The organism is Dictyobacter aurantiacus (genome assembly GCF_003967515.1).
GTDB lineage: Bacteria > Chloroflexota > Ktedonobacteria > Ktedonobacterales > Ktedonobacteraceae > Dictyobacter > Dictyobacter aurantiacus.
This window is the reverse complement of sequence record NZ_BIFQ01000001.1, coordinates 4,324,943-4,343,565: the sequence shown is the minus strand read 5'-3', so window position 1 is coordinate 4,343,565 and position 18,623 is coordinate 4,324,943. Positions and strand designations below refer to the sequence as shown.

General features: G+C 57.4%; 14 protein-coding genes. 12 read left to right on the top strand and 2 right to left on the bottom strand.

Going from position 1 to position 18,623, the window contains the following annotated elements; translation table 11 throughout:
* Positions 1-169: 169 nt before the first annotated feature.
* From KTT_RS17495 to KTT_RS17440, 12 genes are all read left to right on the top strand, one after another.
* Entirely contained in the window at positions 170-2,896 is a 2,727-nt protein-coding gene (locus KTT_RS17495) for a DUF8815 domain-containing protein (protein WP_126597213.1), read from the top strand.
* A 12-nt stretch (positions 2,897-2,908) separates the two neighbouring features.
* Complete coding sequence (locus tag KTT_RS17490) at positions 2,909-3,901, top strand: ABC transporter ATP-binding protein (RefSeq protein ID WP_218030915.1); 993 nt, start codon at positions 2,909-2,911, stop codon at positions 3,899-3,901.
* The gene (locus KTT_RS17485) at positions 3,898-4,773 is read left to right on the top strand and encodes an ABC transporter permease (RefSeq protein ID WP_126597212.1); all 876 of its coding nucleotides are present in this window, start codon (positions 3,898-3,900) and stop codon (positions 4,771-4,773) included. Before KTT_RS17490 ends, KTT_RS17485 begins: the two co-directional genes overlap by 4 nt.
* A gap of 265 nt (positions 4,774-5,038) precedes the next feature.
* Entirely contained in the window at positions 5,039-6,352 is a 1,314-nt protein-coding gene (gene iscB, locus KTT_RS17480; RefSeq protein ID WP_126597211.1) for an RNA-guided endonuclease IscB, read from the top strand.
* A 79-nt stretch (positions 6,353-6,431) separates the two neighbouring features.
* Entirely contained in the window at positions 6,432-8,111 is a 1,680-nt protein-coding gene (locus KTT_RS17475) for a DUF8809 domain-containing protein (RefSeq protein WP_126597210.1), read from the top strand.
* Between the two features lie 4 nt (positions 8,112-8,115).
* Positions 8,116-9,222 carry an AAA family ATPase gene (locus KTT_RS17470; RefSeq protein ID WP_126597209.1) on the top strand — a complete coding sequence of 369 codons (1,107 nt, stop codon included), beginning with the start codon at positions 8,116-8,118 and terminating at the stop codon, positions 9,220-9,222.
* Positions 9,223-9,236: 14 nt separating this feature from the next.
* Positions 9,237-10,133 (top strand): DUF58 domain-containing protein, encoded by an 897-nt coding sequence (locus KTT_RS17465; RefSeq protein WP_126597208.1) that lies wholly within the window; start codon positions 9,237-9,239, stop codon positions 10,131-10,133.
* 18 nt (positions 10,134-10,151) lie between these two features.
* Entirely contained in the window at positions 10,152-12,215 is a 2,064-nt protein-coding gene (locus KTT_RS17460) for a vWA domain-containing protein (protein ID WP_126597207.1), read from the top strand.
* Positions 12,202-15,108: a glutamine amidotransferase gene (locus KTT_RS17455; protein ID WP_126597206.1), complete on the top strand. Its 2,907-nt coding sequence runs from the start codon at positions 12,202-12,204 to the stop codon at positions 15,106-15,108. Before KTT_RS17460 ends, KTT_RS17455 begins: the two co-directional genes overlap by 14 nt.
* A 72-nt stretch (positions 15,109-15,180) precedes the next feature.
* The gene (locus tag KTT_RS17450) at positions 15,181-15,843 is read left to right on the top strand and encodes a class II aldolase/adducin family protein (RefSeq protein WP_126597205.1); all 663 of its coding nucleotides are present in this window, start codon (positions 15,181-15,183) and stop codon (positions 15,841-15,843) included.
* Positions 15,844-15,917: 74 nt separating this feature from the next.
* Positions 15,918-16,184, top strand: a complete 267-nt coding sequence (locus tag KTT_RS17445) for an HPr family phosphocarrier protein (protein WP_126597204.1) — start codon at positions 15,918-15,920, stop codon at positions 16,182-16,184.
* Between the two features lie 6 nt (positions 16,185-16,190).
* Positions 16,191-16,547, top strand: coding sequence for an inorganic pyrophosphatase (locus KTT_RS17440; RefSeq protein WP_126597203.1), 357 nt, complete (start codon positions 16,191-16,193; stop codon positions 16,545-16,547).
* On the opposite strand, the gene KTT_RS17435 is transcribed toward KTT_RS17440, so the two are convergent.
* Positions 16,544-17,476 carry a U32 family peptidase gene (locus KTT_RS17435; RefSeq protein WP_126597202.1) on the bottom strand — a complete coding sequence of 311 codons (933 nt, stop codon included), beginning with the start codon at positions 17,474-17,476 and terminating at the stop codon, positions 16,544-16,546. The genes KTT_RS17440 and KTT_RS17435 overlap by 4 nt on opposite strands.
* 40 nt (positions 17,477-17,516) lie before the next feature.
* The gene (locus KTT_RS17430; protein ID WP_160145941.1) at positions 17,517-18,542 is read right to left on the bottom strand and encodes a zinc-dependent alcohol dehydrogenase; all 1,026 of its coding nucleotides are present in this window, start codon (positions 18,540-18,542) and stop codon (positions 17,517-17,519) included.
* Positions 18,543-18,623 lie beyond the last annotated feature (81 nt).

The window sequence follows — 18,623 nt, the reverse complement described above, 5'->3', positions numbered from 1 at the left end:
TACAACAGAACACCCTTTTCAAACGTCTAATGTATTAGCAGTACGATACAATTTAGCGCAGCGCATCCATACCCTGGAGATTTTCCACCTTTCGCTCTATTGAGAAGATATATGTTTTCAAATATGCGACGTCATTCTGTGATGATATTCATAAGAGAGGCTCAGGGATATGCTCATTTTACACATGCGTCCTCAACGCATGGTACGCAACGCTTTCTATATCGCTGGTTACCTTACCTTATTTCTCTTTTTTGTGCTCTTTTCTCCATCGGCACTGGCCCATCCACAACACCTTACGGCCAGTGGTCCAACCATTACAAAAGCCAGCCTGGGCTTCGATGGCATGTACCAGGACGGTAACTGGGTCCCCGTCCAAGTTAACCTGAGCAATACCGGGAGTGACTTTACGGGCAAGGTCGCAATTAATATTCCCTCCACATCACTTGCCGGACCAAATTCAAGCACCAGTACCAATAGCTATCAAGAGAACATCGATCTACCGCCAGGGGCGAAGAAGCAGATCACGCTATCCGTGCCACTGAATTTAAGCGCGCAGGGCGCCAACAGCGAGGTCGCGGTCAACCTATTGGATGCGAGTGGTCACATCGTTTCCCACGTAGCTCTGACACCCAATACCGGCAGCAATCTCACGCTGGTCGGCATCTTATCAGATACACCCAATAACTTTGGTCAGCTCAATCTAGCCCTGTCTAACCTGCTTACAACATCCGGACAGACCAAAAGCCTGACGGCGGCCACCATGCCAGACCAGGCCGCTCTGCTCAAAAATTTCAATGTGATCGTAGTGGACAACTTCACCACCGGTTCTTTAAGCCAGGAACAGCTGGCGGCGCTGCAGAACTGGGTGTATCAGGGTGGCAATCTCATCGTCACCGGTGGACCAGAATGGAAGCGCACCCTGGGCGCATTGCCGGCGCGTTTATTACCCGTCACCATCAATGGGACCGGCAACATCCCGGCCAACAAGCCGCTCCTGCCGGTAAATACCCTGACCTCAAATAATCAACCCAACAATGAGAGCATGAAGGCGCAAGTCGCTATCAGCACGGGCCAGGCGGCTCCGAATACCACGACGCTCCTCTCGTCGGATCACACGCCAGTAATCGTACAGCAGGTTCATGGACAGGGAGATGTCTATTACCTGGCCTATGATCCCACCATCGAACCACTGGCCAGCTGGCAGAATACCCACCAGCTCTGGGCCGATCTTCTGACGCGCTCCATAGGGGACCGGATCTTGATGAATACCGCCAATACGGGCAACATCCCTATATCAGGGTCAAATAACAATATGACCTATGCGACGCTGGTCTCGCTGCTGCAGAGCTTCTTCCCGAATGCCTATCCATCGATCTGGCTCATCCTGGTCCTCCTGCTGAGCTATGTCATCATTCTGGGTCCGCTACGCCTGATCTTGATACGCGCCTTCAAGAGGCGCGACTGGAGCTGGCGCATTGTTCTGGCGACTATCGCCATCTTCACCTTGCTCAGTTATGGGCTGGCTCTGCAACAAAAGGGATCAGCCATCGTCAATAGTAGTATTACGCTCATTCAGCTGAACGCGCCTGATAAAAGCGGCTCCAGCGGACATGCCACCACCTTCCTGGGTGTTTTCGTTCCCAGCCAGGGAGACTTCCAGGTTCACATGCCAGGGGTAAGCCTGGTACAGCCAGCGGATCAAAATGGATATGTAGATCCAGCCTATCGCGGAACCACGAGCAATCAGCAGTCGATCTATACCATGGGCGGCGACGGCACCAATGTTAATCTGCAAGGCGTCGATATCTGGACTACGCGTACCCTGATCGCCCAGCACGATATGCATACCAGCGGCGGCATCACCTCGCAGCTTCAGCTGCGGCAAAATATCCTGAGTGGCACAGTTATCAGCACGCTCCCGTATACCCTGACCGATGCGTTCGTGGTGATGGGCAACGGCTATGTGTCGCTGGGCGACATCAAGCCGAACAGCACCACGCAGGTCCAGCTCAACCTGGGCAACAACGCCTCCAACGCCCAGAACGCAAGTAATGGCACGACGATCGCGGATCAGATCGCCAGCAGTCGCGGGATGGTCACTAACCCCAATGGGGGCTATTATTCCGCGTACAACACCAACAACAACCAGGCCACGGACCCCCCACACCGTCACGCGCTCTTGTTGGAGGCGCTCAGCGGGGGCTTCTGCGACAACACCACCTGCTACCACCAAGCCTTCCCGATGGCTGGTAATGCCGGTGGGGTGACTAGCAAGCAACTCATCAACGGCACCAGTAGCAGCGATCGCGATCCACTGGCCCTGGCAGGGGCAACCGCGACCATTATCGGCTGGCCCCAGGATGCGTCCTCTATTAATGGAGATATCACGGTCAATGGTCAGACACCCGGTGGTTCACAGGAGACTATGGTGCAGGCGCCCCTGGATGTCAGGTTCATCGGAACCGTACAGATCCCATCCGGGATCATTAACAGTCAGATCGTCCATATTCAACAGAACGCCCCTGGCAGCATCCAGGAAGTGTCATGGGGGACGTATACCATGGTGTCGAGCAATATGACACTGGAGTATACCGTGCCCAATATATCCAAATTGGAGAATAGCTCACTGGCATTCACATCGTCGCTCTCGCCAACAAGAAATACCGGCCAGACGGTTGGTGCAACAACAAATATCAACCATCTGCAGGCATATCTCTATAACTGGCAGACGGGCAACTGGGACAGCGTATCCTTCAGTGAATTTACCTGTACGGTTAAATCCGCGCAATCCTATATCGGCACGGGGGGACGTATATTGCTGCATCTAAGTAGCCGTGATACCACTGCGGTCTTTGATAAACCAACCTTAACCCTGCAGGGGACGGTCGCGCAGTAGAGAGGGATAGCTATGCAGAACATGGTGGCACCATCCACAAAGGCACCGACAACGGAATCGATCATCAAAATTCAAAATGTCTCGAAACGGTATCACAATACCCATGCTTTACGCGACATCAACCTGGAGATACCGCGTGGCACCATCTATGGGCTCATCGGTCCTAACGGGGCTGGCAAAACCACCCTGCTACGCATTCTGGCGGCCCTGCTCACTCCAAGCTCGGGACAGGTCTGGATCGAGGAGCAGGAAGTGACGCGCACCCCCTCGATTATCCAACGCAAGGTTGGCTATATGCCGGACTTTTTCGGCGTCTATCCCGATCTGACTTCCGCGGAATACCTGGAGTTTTATGCTGGCATTCACGGCATTCCACGACAGAAGCGCGCGGGCATCGTGACGGACCTGTTAGAGCTGGTCGAGCTCTCGTCAAAACGCGAGGCCATGGTTGAGACGCTCTCACGCGGTATGAAGCAGCGGCTGTGCCTGGCACGGGCCCTCGTCCACGATCCAGATATCTTGCTGCTAGACGAACCAGCCTCTGGACTGGATCCACGGGCTCGCGTCGAGCTGCGCGAACTGGTACGCACGCTCCAGGGGATGGGCAAGACGATTCTGATCAGCTCCCACATCCTCCTCGAGCTGGCGGAAATGTGCACCGATATCGCCATCATCCAGAACGGGCAGCTGGTCATAGCTGGAGACGTGGAGCGGGTCACCCATCAGCTGGGTGGCGCGCGCCAGGTAGAGATTCGGCTGCTCGACAACATGCGGATCGGCGACGTTGTCGCGCACCTGGAAAACGTCGCCGATATTCACAACATCACAACCAACGAAGACAGATTGATTCAAGCAGAATTTAGCGGTGATGATGAGACGCTGCACCATATTCTGGCCGCGCTCATTACCCAGGGGTATCCGGTTGTCTCTTTTGCTCCTCGTTCAGGTGGTGGACGACTCGAAGAGGTCTTTATGAACATTACAGAAAGGGGCAACCAGGCATGACCTTCATGGCCCTATTGATCAAAGAGATGCGCCTGCGCATGAGGCGCGAACGCACGATCTGGCTGGTCGTCTCATATATCTTACTGCTCGGTCTGCTGGGCTGGTTCTACATCAGTGTCAGCAGCAATAACGCGGTCTATGGCAACAACTGGGCCAGCATCGGGCTGGGGCTCTACAGCATCCTGCTGACGGTGCAGCTCTTGCTGATTATCTTTATTACGCCCGCCTTTACGTCGACGGCCGTCAACGGCGAAAAAGAGCGCCAGACCTTCGATCTCTTGCTATGCTCGCGCCTGTCCTCGACCTCGCTCGTTACGGGCAAGCTACTGGCAGGCCTGCTCAACGCGCTGATATTGATCGCGGCCTCCATCCCCATCTTCAGCCTGGTCTTTTTCTTCGGGGGCGTCTCACCGACACAGGCGCTGGCCGCGCTCCTGATATTTGTACTGACGGCGGTGCTGACCGCTAGCCTGGGACTCTTCTGCTCAACCCTGGTGGCGCGGCCCGCGATCTCGACCGCGCTCTCCTATGTCCTGCTCTTGCTCTGGTTGGGCATGCCGGTCCTCTTCGCCATTATCGTCCCGGTCAGGACAAGCAGGATGCCAGCCTATCTGCTATGGCATCCGGTGGTGGCGATGTTCAGCACGTACAACTATGGCTCGGTGAATACTAACAATACCATTAGCATTGGCCCGTTCAATCTTGTCGCCTGGCAGGTGTACAGTATTTACAGTGTTATCGCCGCCCTCATTTTGATTGGCCTGAGTCTCTGGTTGGTGAAACCGCAGGCCTGGCAGCGTTTACAGTTGCGGCTGCGCAAAAACAACATTGAGACCCCAGGAAGCGAACCAAAAGCGTCGGCGACAGCGTGATGAGATAGAATACAGGTATCTATAGGTCAGGAACCCAATCCCCTCAAAGGAGATGGGCTTGTTTCGACAAGCCGAACCTGACCAGTCTCAGGCTTGAAATAGAGCCTACGTTATGGAAGAAATTAGGTATGGCAGAGTGCGAGGCCAGCTCTGCTCTCTACGGCTGTAAGTTAAACATCTGTAAAGGGTTAAGGACGTGCTTACAGCGATAAACCTTCCAGTAACATTGACGAGGCCAACCTCACCCTAGCAATAGGAGGCTCATGTGAGCAATGTTTTCATAGTAGATCATTCTGGCAAACCACGAGATCCGGTGCATCCGGGGTATGCACGTTTCTTGCTCAAGCAAGGCAAAGCATCAGTGTATCGACGTTACCCATTTACGATTATTCTTAACAAGGCCATAGAACAGCCGCAAGTACAACCGCTCAGGATCAAGCTTGATCCTGGCAGTAAAACCACTGGCATTGCGATCGTCAATGATGTATCAGGTGAGATTGTTTTTGCAGCGGAACTTTTCCATCGTGGGCATGCCATCAAAGGAGCTCTTGATGCAAGGCGTGCGGTCCGGCGTTCGCGTCGACAACGCAAAACCCGGTATCGAAAAGCACGCTGGCAGAATAGAAAACGCAAACAGGGTTGGCTTCCACCTTCCCTAGAAAGCCGCATTGCCAACGTATTGACCTGGGTTCGTCGCCTTTCTCGCTCTGCGCCCATTGAGGCGATCAGTCAAGAATTAGTACGATTTGACATGCAATTGATGGAGAACCCTGAAGTCAAAGGCGTGGAGTATCAACAAGGGACATTAGCAGGGTATGAAGTCAGACAATACTTGCTCAACAAGTGGAACCATCAATGCGCGTATTGTGGTGCTAGGGATATTCCGTTACAGATAGAGCATATTCATCCCCGCGCTCATGGTGGCACCCATAGGATAAGCAATCTCACGCTCGCTTGCGACACGTGTAATAAGGCCAAGGGCACCAAAGACATACAAGACTTCCTCAAAAAGAAACCAGAGGTCTTAAAGCGTATCGAAGCCCAGGCAAAGAAACCGCTCAAGGATGCGGCAGCGGTCAATGCGTCAAGATGGGCGCTCTTTGAACGCTTAAAAGCAACGGGGTTGCCTGTAGAAGTAGGGAGCGGTGGATTAACCAAATGCAATCGGACACGTAGAGGGCTTCCGAAGACGCACTGGTTAGACGCAGCGAACGTAGGCACGTCGACACCTGATCATCTGATCACAATAGGCGTGGTACCTCTTCTGATCACTGCAACAGGACGTGGAAATAGGCACATGTGTTTGCCAGACAAACATGGTTTTCCGCGCACTTCCGCAAAAGGAGCAAAGAGGGTCAAAGGGTTTCAGACGGGTGATATCGTCAAGGCCATTATCACGAAAGGTAAAAAGAGAGGAACCTATGTCGGGCGAGTTGCGGTACGGAGTTCGGGATATTTCAATATTGTAACCACGCGAGGAACTATTCAAGGTATTAGCTATCACTATTGCCATATGATTCATCGAAGCGATGGCTATAGTTACACGAAAGGGGGTGCGGCGTTTCCTCCTGTCGCCTGAAGGCAGACGGGTCTCCACGCCGCAGCGTTTATGAAAACAGGCATCCGTCCATCTGATGAGGTAAGGGAAAGGATGTAGTATGGCAACCTTTATACCGTCACATACCCGGGCGAACGGCGAGGAAACGCCGACGCAGGCGAACCTAGGCGCCGCGCTGCGGCCCTGGCGTAGGCGCATCTGGACCCAAAGGATTCTCTTCTGGGGCGTGCGCGGTCTGCTGACCGGTTTATTTATGGCAGGCCTGGTCCTGTTGGTCTCTCGCCTGCTCCCCTGGGCGTCGGCTCCCTATTGGGCGCTGGGAATCGGCATCGCCATGCCAGTGCTGGGCATCGCCCTGGCACTCTGGTTCCGCCCCACCAATACCGGTACGGCCCACATGGTAGATGAGCGCCTGTCCCTGCATGACCGTGTAGGAACCGCGTGGGAGTTGCGTGATCAGACATCGGTTCTGGCCGGACTGCAGCGGCGCGATGCCCTTAAACAACTGCGCGCCTATACGCCGGCCAGAAGTATCGCGCTGCGCCTGAGCAGGGCCACCACCATCACTCTGGTCGTGCTCTTACTCTTATTAACCACGCTGATACTGGTCCCCAATCCCATGACGGCCGTCCTCAAACAACAGGCCGCTTTGCAGGCACAGATCGCCAAACAGGTGACCGGTATCGAAAAGCTCCGGCAGATCACCGCCCAGCAACCAGGCATCTCTAAGGACGAGAAACAGAAGATCGACCAGACCCTGCGCGACCTGGAAAGCAAGTTGCAGCAGGCCAAAAATCCCAACGACGCCCAGCAGGCGCTTTCAGAGGCGCAGGCCAGACTGGATCAGCTGCGCAACCCACAGTCCAATAACAGAACACAGGCCCGCTCCTCAGCCGCCGACGCGCTCAACAATAGCTCCAATGCCAATACACGCGCCACCGGACAGGCGTTAAACTCCAACGACAGCAAGAGCCTGGCCCAGGCCTTGCAGAATCTCGCCAACCAGGCCAGCAAGGCATCACCTGAGCAGCGCAAGCAGATGGCCCAGGATCTGGAGAAAGCCGCTAACCAGGCGAACAAAGATCCCACTTTAAGCTCGGCTTTGCATCAGATGGCGAAATCGATGGCCGACGGCAGCAGCAGCGAGATCTCAGATGCCGCCAAAGCCGTGGAATCAGCCAGCAACCAGACCAGCTCCGACCAGGCGGGGGAGAATGCGATCAACAAGGCCTCGCAGGGTCTGCAGAACGCCGCCAACAATCTGGCATCAGCCACGGACAATACAAATGGGCAGGCCCAGCAGGGTCAGGATCAGGGGCAGAATCAACAAGGTCAACAGGGCCAGAACCAGCAGGGGCAAAACCAGCAGGGGCAGGGTCAGGGTCAACAGGGGCAAAACCAGCAAGGACAAGGACAGCAAGGTCAGGGCCAGGGGCAGCAGGGCCAACAAGGTCAGGGCCAGGGGCAGCAGGGGCAGGGAGGTCAAGGCCAGGGTCAACAGGGCCAGGGACAGGGAGGAACCGGTGGCGGCAATAGCAATGGCTCTGGCGCGCACAAGGATGAGCCTGTGTATGTGCAGGGCCAGAACGGCCAGGGCTCAAGTACACAGAGCACTGATAATAATACAGGCGTCGTTCAGCCTGGTTCGGATGTTCCCTACTCAAAGGTCATTGAACAGTACAACCAGAAAGCTCACGATGCCATCGACAACAGCAATGTCGCGCCTAACCAGAAGGACCTGGTCCATGATTACTTCAACACATTAGAAGGGCAGCAGTAACACTATGGCAAACGCAAGTGATAGCACGTTCAATCCATACGATGATACGCAATTTCGGCCCGAGCCGCAGACCTTTGAGGTCGCGGCACGAGAGTCCAAAATCTCTTCCGCTGAACCCAACGAAGAGAATATCGAGCAATTCATCGCGGTAACCCATAAACTGGAGCAGGAGCTCTGCCGCATCGTGGTGGGGCAAGAACACGTTATTCGCGAGCTGCTACTGGCCATGCTGGCGGGGGGACACGTCTTGCTTGAGGGCGTGCCCGGACTCGGCAAGACCCTACTGGTGCGCACGCTGTCCGATGCCCTCTCGCTCAAATTCGCCCGTATCCAGTTCACGCCAGACCTGATGCCCGCCGATATCGTGGGCACCAACATCGTCTCGGAACAGGGGGATGGCTCAGCCGGTGGCAGACGCGCCTTCTCCTTCCAGCCGGGTCCCATCTTCGCCAACATCGTGCTGGCCGACGAGATCAACCGCGCCACGCCAAAGACCCAGTCGGCCCTGCTGGAAGGGATGCAGGAACGGACCGTCAGCGTAGGTGACCGCACGCGTCCCCTGCCCCAACCATTCTTCGTGCTGGCCACGCAGAATCCGCTGGAGATGGAGGGGACCTACACGCTGCCAGAGGCGCAGCTCGACCGCTTTATGCTGAAGATCATGGTCAATTTTCCTAAGGCAGAGGACCTGATGCGCATCATCGATACCACGGTCGGAACAGAGACCCTGCGCGCCCAGGAGGTGACATCGGGCGAAGAGCTGTCACGTATGATCGCGGTCGCCCGCGCGGTCCCCATCGCCACGCACGTCAAGGAATACGCGGTGCGCATGCTGCTGGCCACCCATCCCGATCAGGAGGGCGCGCCAGAAAAGGTACGCCAGTATGTGCGCTACGGTGGCAGTCCGCGCGGCCTGCAGGCATTGATCATGACAAGCAAGGTGCGCGCGCTATTGGAAGGTCGCTACAACGTCTCTCTGGAGGACATCAAAGCGGTGGCCTACCCGGCTCTGCGCCATCGTATCGTGCTCAACTTCGATGGCCTGGCCGATAATATTACCACAGAACAGTTAATCGAGACTATTATCAGCGAGCTAGATGCAGACAGCTAAAAGAAAGACCGCACATGGCTGATACCGAGAAAGCGCGTTTTCCACTGGACGCCAGCGTGCTCCAGCGCCTGGATAATATTTCGCTACTCACACGCCGTCCGATGGCAACGGGACGGCAGGGACGCCGACGCTCGCCGCTGGCCGGATCATCAATGGAGTTCGCCGACTACCGGCGTTATTCACCCGGCGATGACTTCCGCCGCATCGACTGGCGGGCCTTCGCGCGCCTGGAACGGCTCTTCCTGCGCGTCTTTGAGGCCGAGGAGAACATTACCGTCACCATCCTGCTCGATTGCTCAGATTCGATGTATCATGGTACTCCGGAGAAAGCGGGGCTGGGCGTAGCGGTCGCGGCCGCGCTGGCCTATATCGCCCTCAAATGCGAGGATAGCGTGATCCTGGGCGCCCTGACTGACCGCCTGGTAGCGTATCGACGCGTCAGTGGCGGCAAAAACGCCATCTGGAGCGTAGGCGAATTTCTGCAGAAGCTGCCGCGCTCAGGAACGACCGATCTCAATCGCGCGCTCTATGATATTGGCCGCGTAGTCACGGCTCCCGGCCTGACCATTGTGATCTCGGATTTTCTCACGCCGCAGGGCTATCAGACCGGGGTGCGCGCGGTGCGCCAGCTGCGGCAAGAGGTGGCCCTGTTGCAGATCCTCTCGCCCGACGAGATGGACCCGCAGATACAGGGGGACTGGCGGCTGCGCGATAGCGAGGGGACCCAGAGCGTCGAGGTCAGCGCCTCCTCGCATATCCTACAGGCGTATCGCGACCGCCTGGCCCGTTTTACAGAAGAACTGGCGGCCTTCGCCCATACTTATATGGGCACCTATACGTTGATCGCCAGCGATACCGATATCGTAGATGTTGTGCAGCGCCTGTTGCGACAGGTAGAACTGGTTCGATAATCACAGAAAGATAGCGTCATGAGCATACTTGTTCCTGCTGCCCTTGCCTTCAGCGCCATCATACCAGTGATCCTGCTGCTCTATTTTATGCGCCCCAAACGCCAGGAAAGGATCGTTGGCAGCACACTGTTATGGCAGCAGGCGATGCAAGATCTGCAGGCAAGTCGTCCATGGCAGCGCCTGCGCATTACACCACTACTGCTGCTGCAGCTGCTGGCGGCGATCATCATCGTGCTGGTCCTGGTGCGCCCGGCTATCTTTATGAGCAGCCCCGTCAGCGGCAACACCATAGTGATCTTGCAGTCATCCGCCAGTATGCAGGCCACCGACGTGGCCCCCAGCCGCTTCGAAAAGGCCAAAGATACCATCAGCAGCTTCATCGATGCCCTGGGGCCCAACGACCACCTCTCTCTGATCTCGATGGCGCGCACCCCGCAGGTGCTGATCGCCAACTCGCAGGATAAGACGCAGTTGACGAATGCCCTGCAACACGCACGCGTCACCAATCAGGATGCCGATCTGCAGCAGGCCATCTCGCTGGCCAGTTCGCTGGCGGCGGGACAGGAGAACGCACAGATCATGGTCGTCGGTGATGGTCACGTCATGAACAGCGATCAGACGCTGGACTCATCATTTCCGGTCCGCTACATGTCGATCGGCGGCGATGCACCTAACGTGGCCCTGCTGGCCCTCTCCTCACGCTCCTTGCAGGGAAACCTGACCGCCTTCGCCCAGGTCAACAATTATAGCCATGATAAGCGCTCGATCCCGGTCGAGCTCTACGCCGACGGAAAGCTCTTTGGCGTCAAAACGGTGACCCTGAACGCGGGGGGCAGCGGAGCCATCGAGTGGGGACCCCTACCGGCACGCACAAATCTGCTACACGCGCGCCTGCTCTCGCAGGATGCGATGAGCACCGATCACGAAGCCTGGTCCCTGGTGGGAAGCTCCATTCGCGGCCGCGTGCTGCTGGTCTCCAAAGGCAACATGTACCTGCAGACCGCACTACGGCTGCAATCCAACGTCACGCTCTATACCATCGACCCGTCCAAATACACGGCTAACATAGGCACATATGACCTGACGATCTTTGATGGCTACACACCAACCAAAGAACCAGCGGGCAACCTCCTCTACGTGAATCCACCTACACACAGCTATTCATTTGGCTCATCGGGTCCCATCGAAGCAGTCACCCATATCAGCACCGGCAATGACCCACAGAATCTGCTCAGCAATGTTGATCTGAGCAGCATCCACACCATGCGCGCCAGCCACCAGCTCAAGCCAGCGCTGTGGGCCCAGTCCATCATCAACACACCCGAGACGCCATTGCTACTGGCGGGTGAAAACAACAACCGCCGCATCGCGGTCTTCGGCTTCGATCTGCACGACACCGATCTGCCACTACAGCCCTCCTTCCCGATCCTGATCTATAACATGGTCAACTGGTTCCTGCCCTCGCCGGTAGCCGGGAATGGACAGGTGGCTCCGGGCACAGCCGTAAATGTACAAACGTGGCCGGGCGCGGACCAGGTGACGGTCACCGGACCGGATCAGCAGGCCGTCACGGTAGGACCGCCCTTCCCGGTGACGCCCTACGCGCGCACCAACTCCGTCGGCATCTACCAGGTCAGCCAGCGTGTCCATGGCCATGTGCTCAACGGGCTCTTTACCGTCAACCTGTTCAATCCCAATCAATCGCAGCTGGCCCCGGCCAAAGCTATCCCAGTCGCCCATAGCACCAATGTGTCCGGCAATAAAAACACCATCTCGCGCCAGCTCAGAGAGATCTGGCCATGGATCGCCGCGCTGCTCTTATTGATACTCTGCGCCGAATGGTGGCTCTTCAGCCGCAACTATCAGCCGCAACAGAGCAGCCAGTCCACGAGCGGGACGCCACGCACGACCATGCGCGGCAAGACCAATCAGCGTAGCACGCGCTATCCATGGCTGAACTCGATGCAGGAACAGGTACAGGCCAGCTGGAACCGTACCCGGCGTCAGAGCAAGAAATTCAGAAAGCGCCTGCGTGCAAGGCTGACCAGACCAACGAAAGGGGAGCGCCGTGTTAACATTTGAGCAGCCACTGCTACTCTTACTCTTCATACCCATCGCTATCCTGGTCTATCTGACCTGGAAACGCATGTCGCTTCCGTATCCCAGGCAGCAACGCGCGCTGATCCTGGCGGCGCGTTTGCTGCTGTTCGTCTGTGTCATCCTGGCCCTGGCCGGAACCGCGTGGGCGATGCCAGTCTCTCGCCAGGCCACGGTCTTCGTCGGCGACATCTCGGCCAGCACGGGTCCGCAGCGCACTTTTATTGAGCAGTGGATCGGATCGGCCGTCAGGCATAAACGCGCCGATGACCAGGTTGGCATCGTGGCCGTCGGGCGCAATGCCCTGGTAGAGCAGTCGATCCAATCGGCGACCATCGACTTCTCACATTTTGAATCGACACCGGACACCAACTATACCGACCTGGCAGCTGGCCTGCGCCTGGCGGCGGCCATCCTCCCATCCAATAGCCAGCGCCACATCGTCCTGCTCAGCGATGGCCAGCAAAATCTAGAGGATGCGCAGCAGGAGGCCCAGCTCTTACAGCAGCAGGGTATCCGGCTCGACATCGTCGCCCTTCCGACCGTCAATAGCGACGACGTCCGAGTCGATAGCTTTGACGCGCCCACCAACCTCCATACCGGCGAGCACTTCAAGCTGCACGCCAGAATCTATAGTAGCGTCGCCCAGCAGGCGACGGCCCGCATCTACCTGGACTCAACGATCATCTCGCAGCAGAAAGTTCCCCTTTCAGTGGGCGAGCAGGATCTGAGCATCGACATGCAGTCGCCAACGGTCGGCTTCCATACCTTCCGCATTACGCTAGAGGCGCCCAGGGACTCAATTACCCAGAACGATGAGGCAGCCGCCTTTGTCAATGTGCAAGGACCGCCGAAGATACTCGTCGTCGAGGGGCAGCCGGGGAGCGGGCATAACATCGTGGCGGCCCTGCAGGCGACCCATATCGACGTTTCGGTGGCCACTCCTGGCGACATCCCAACCACGCTGGATGGCCTGGTACCCTACAGCAGCGTCATCCTGGCCGATGTGCCCGCCATCGCGCTTGGCAATACACGCATGCAGATCCTGCAGTCCTTTGTACGCGACCTGGGGCATGGACTGGTGGTCAGCGGCGGTCAGAACAGCTATGGCGTGGGAGGCTACACAGATACACCACTGGAGCAGGTGTTGCCGGTCAGCATGGATATCCCGCAACATAAAGAGACCCCTTCCATCGCGGTCGTCCTGATCGTCGAGAGCCTGGAAGAGCAGGTACAGATCAATATTTCGAAAGAGGCCGCCAAAGGGGTAGTGGGACTACTCACGCCGCGCGACCAGGTGGGAATCTCGGGGGGATATGGCACCCTGAGCATCAAGATGCAGCACGTCACCGATAAAAAATCGATCGATAAGGCCATCGACAATATCAATCCGGTCGATCCTCCCAGCTACAATCCCGATTTCGCCAACGCCGAACAGGAGCTGCTGCATACGGATGCCAAAATCAAGCATATCATCCTGCTGGGCGATGGGGACGCCTACGATAACTACGCGCCCCAGGTGACCAGGCTGGCCAACGAGAACATCACCGTCTCGACGGTTGAGACCAACGCCCTGAGCAATGAAGACCTGGCCACCATGCAGAATATCGCCCAGTGGGGCAAGGGACGCTTCTACCGCGCCGACAATCCTAACATTATCCCCCAGATACTGCTGAAAGAGACACAGCGGGCCGCGCGCCGTTCACTGATCAACGAAAGCTTCAATCCAGCAGTGGTCGGCAATCATCCAATCCTGACCGGGATCACCGTCCTGCCAACCCTCAATGGCTACGTGGCCACCACCCCCAAGCCGGCCGCCCAGATGGTGCTGGTCAGCCATCTGGATGATCCGGTGCTGGCGGTCTGGCAATATGGCCTGGGACGCGTGGCGGCCTGGACCAGCGACGCCCTGGGGCTGTGGACCAAGAACTGGCTCAGCTGGAGCGATGCCCCGAAGTGGTGGGCCAATGTCGTCACCTGGACTCTACCGGCCGCCAATGATGGGGGCATGACCATCAATGGCAAGGTCAACAATGGACAGGGTCAGTTGACGGTCGACCTGCCACCGGGCACGACCGCCGAGGGCGGCCAACAGCAGGTCCAGGTGCACATCATTGGACCCGATCTCTCACAGCAAAATATCAATCTGCAGCCGACCGCGCCCGAGCGCTGGGAAGGCAGTTTTCCGGCCGAACAGGTAGGAGGATATCTGCTGCAGGTAACCTGGCAGGGAGCCAATAAGAAGGAGAGCCGCCTGACCGCCACCACCGGCATGGTGGTCCCCTATTCGCCCGAGTACCATAATCAGGGCACCGATGCCCGCTTCCTGCAGCTGCTGGCCCAGGCCGGTGGTGGCACCCTTCTGAATCCCAGCGATACAGAGTCGGCCTTTACCCAGAGCCTGATACCGACATCGGCCTCGGTGCCGCTGGCGTTCTGGCTCCTGGTCCTGGCCGCCCTGCTCCTGCCGGTCGATATCGCCGCCCGGCGCCTGGCCAACTTTGACTTTATCATTGAAGGCTATCAGTGGCTCAGGGGACGCGCCATAACAAGAACCAGCGCGCATCTGGCGACAGCCACGCCCACGGCCACGCCAGCCGATAAGAAGCCCAGCGTAGCCTCCTTGAGCTCGATCCGGGCCAAACGCGAAAGGCAGCGTAGCCAGGCCGCACCACCAGTCACATCCCAGACCGGGCAGGCAACCATGCCACCACCGCCGAGGCCACAAACACCGGTGAAAACCTCGTCCGACGCGGCTCCCCCGGTGAGCAAGCCGCAAACTCCAGCGGCACAACCCGGACAATCAGCATCGGCCAACGTCTCAACCTCTTCACGCCTGGTAGAGGCTAAACGGAAGCGCGCGCAGGAAAGGAAGTAGTCTCGGGGCCGTATAAGATGGACTATTATGTCAAGAAACGTGGTAAACTTCCAATGAAGGAGGTTTTAGTAGATGCTGTTAAACGATTTGCGCACGCAAGTAGCTCATTATGCCAGGAAGATGTACGAGAGCCAGCTGGTACGGGCGACCCAGGGCAATCTCAGCGCACGTGACAGGGAGAGCGGGCTGATATGCATCACTCCCAGCGGGGCAGATTACCAGACGCTCACCGCCGAAGATATTGCTGTGGTTGATGAGAAAGGTAATATCATAGAGGGGAAGTGGAAACCATCGGTCGAGACGCCGCTCCATACCCATATTTTACGTCTACGGCGGGACATCAATTGCGTCATGCATACGCATGCGCTCTATACCTCGGCCTTTGGCGTTGTCTATCAACCACTCCCGATGATCCTGCAGGAATCAGCCGCCTGCCTGGGTGGCGAGGTGCCGATCGTACCCTATCAGGAATCGGGGACGCAGGCCTTCGCGGAACTGGTGGGGCAGACGCTGGGAGACAGGTCGGCCGTCATCTGGGGCAACCATGGAGCGATGGTGGTGGGCATCAACCTGGCACTGACCTTCTCGATCGCCCACGCCCTGGAAGATACCGCTCGCGTTTACAGTCTGGCCAGACAGCTAGGCACACCGGTCCCACTACCACCAGAAGAGGTAGCCAGGCTGCATGCTCATTGGAAAGAGGGCTACGGTCAGACCGCCATTGGTACCCATTGACAAAAAACTAAGCCATTGGTATACACTAATACAACAATATCGTTCCTGCAAGGGCCAGATAGAGGATAGTAGTTATGCAGCAAAACACCGTACGCATCCAGAGCGAGGTAGGACTCCACGCGCGGCCGGCCGCCCAGTTTGTCAAGCTAGCCAGGCAATTTAACAGTAAGATCAGCGTTGCCTGCAATGGAAAAAAGGTGGATGCCAAGAGCCTGGTGCGTGTGCTCAGCGTCGGTGCCGGAAAGGATGCCGAAATTGAGATTACTGCCGAGGGCGATGACGAGCAGAAAGCCATCGCGGCACTGGCGGAATTGATCCAGAACAATTTTGTCGAACAATAACAGAACATGTACGATGAAGCATTCTGGCAGCTACTAACCACCCTGGTTGGGAGCAGCACGATCAACATCGATCGTCCCCGAGGCACGGCCCACCCACGCTATCCAGACGTTATTTATCCCTTAGACTACGGGTATCTCAGCGGCACGACCTCGGGTGATGGTGATGGGATCGATGCCTGGCTGGGCAGCCAGCCAGAAAGGCGGATCAACGCCATTCTGATTACGGTTGATCTGACCAAACGGGACAGCGAGATAAAGCTGCTCATCGGCTGCACCTCACAAGAACAACAGACCATCCTGGCGTTCCATAATAGATCGGCAAACCAATCCGCCATCCTGGTTGAACGACCGGCCAGAATTTAAAGATTGTGCGGGATGGCCAATCCGCTGGCGCCGGGCTGGGACATCACGGCATCGGGATAATAGCGCTTGATGATATCCACTCCCAATCGGGCTCGGCGCACGCGCTCACGCGTAAGGGCCAGCGCGGTCGCTTCCAGGTGGGTACCGGCAGGATAGATATTGGGCGCGTTGCGCAGGCCAAATTTAATGTAGACCGGGGCCGCGATCCTGATCAGCTCGGGGATCTCATACAGGCGCACAAAGCCGCCCAGGTCATCGGGCGCCTCGACATAGATATCCAGCGGAATGTCCACGGCCTGCCGGATGGCGGCGATCTGCGGCAGACTCAGGTCGGTGGGGATATTGAATGTATCGGCCCCCAGCTTTTCGAGCAGGCGAATGGAGGCGGGATTGGCCGAGGCCATCATCACGCTGATCTTAAACTGCATATCAGAGGGCAGCAGTCCCTGCTGACGCATCTCATTGGCCACCCAGAGCGCGCCGTCGTCGGCCAGCAGCACGCTGCGTATGCCCAGTGCGGCAGCCCGGCGCACATCCTCCAGACAGTGCACCAGTTGCTCCTGACCGCGCAGGCGGGGCGCGACAGTCTTCCCGCCGCTGGCGACGGCCATAGCACCGGTATCCCAGGCAGCATTGGGGCGAGCAAAGAGGCTGATCTCCATCCGTTGTGAGATAGCCAGGCGCGCCATCTCCAATATCTCCGCGTCGGTCATCAGCATGACACCGCTCCCTTGAGAGATGCGATGAATGGTCAGCTCGTAGCGCTCGGCCTCCTCGATAATCGCGGCCAGGGCGGGACCGCTCTCGGTACTGGGAATCTCAAGCCGATACTGGGCGCCATCCGGGAAACGCTTCGTACTGGTCGGCAGGTCATAGACATCGCCAGCGGGCAGCCCCAGGCTGGTCAGGAAACGGCGCGTCTCTTCCATCAATTTCTGATCCTTTCACATTGACGAAGTTATATCTACTCTACTCATGCGTAATTATAACTTTTATCGCCCGGCTATGGCGCAAGATAAGGGCGTCCAGCGCATCCTCAAATTCATCCAACGAGAAACGATGGGTTATCAGATCAGCCAGGCGCAGCGAGCCATTGAGGAAGAGCTGAACAGCATAGCTCCAGGCGGCCGTGCTGGCGCCGAAGACGCCATAGACGCTGATCTGGTTTAAAACGAAGAGATCGGTGGTAAAGCTCAGGGGGGCGATCGAGGCCTCCAAGCCGGTCAGCAGTACCGTGCCGCCGCGCTTGACGATGGAGAGCGCCTCTTCAACCGCCTGTACATGTCCCGTTCCCTCGAACACCAGGTCCGCCCCACGTCCAGCGGATAGAGACTGGATCAGGGACTGCGTATCTTCCTGGCTCATGTTGATGGTATGGGTCGCGCCATAGCGTTCCGCAAGCTGCAGCCGCTCGGCGCGAAAACCCAGCACAGCGATGACCGCCGGACTATACAGCCGCGCCAGTTGAACCGCCAGCAGGCTGGTGGGTCCATCACCCACGATAACCACCACGTCACCGGGGCGTGGCCGGGTGCATAAGAAGGCGTGCGCAACCACAGCGACTGAACCGAGCAGGGCGGCCTCCTCCAGCGAAATGTCATCAGGCAGCACGTGTAGCTGACGGGAGGATACCACCAGGTATTCTCCCAGTCCACCCGGACGCGTAAAGCCAAGCTCACGATAGCCGGACTCGCACAGGTTAGTCTTGCCCTCACGGCAGTTGCGGCAGATACCGCAGGCGTAGATGCTCTCAACCGCCACCTTAGCGCCCGGCGCGACATTGGTGACCCCCTCACCCACAGCTACCACCTCACCCGCCAGTTCATGACCGGGGACGATGGGATAGTGGAAGTAACCCCGTGCTCGCTTACCCTGGAAAAGCTCCACGTCGCTCTCAGAGAGACCAACCACCCGTGAGCGCACCAGCACCTCGCCGGGTCCGGGCGCTGGCCGATCCAGCTCAGTCACATGCGCCTCACCGGGTTCCGTAATCATTACCGCCTTCATAAGCTCTAGATAACCTTTCCATCACGCCTGTAGCACTAGCGTCAAGTACATATAAACATTTTTCCACTA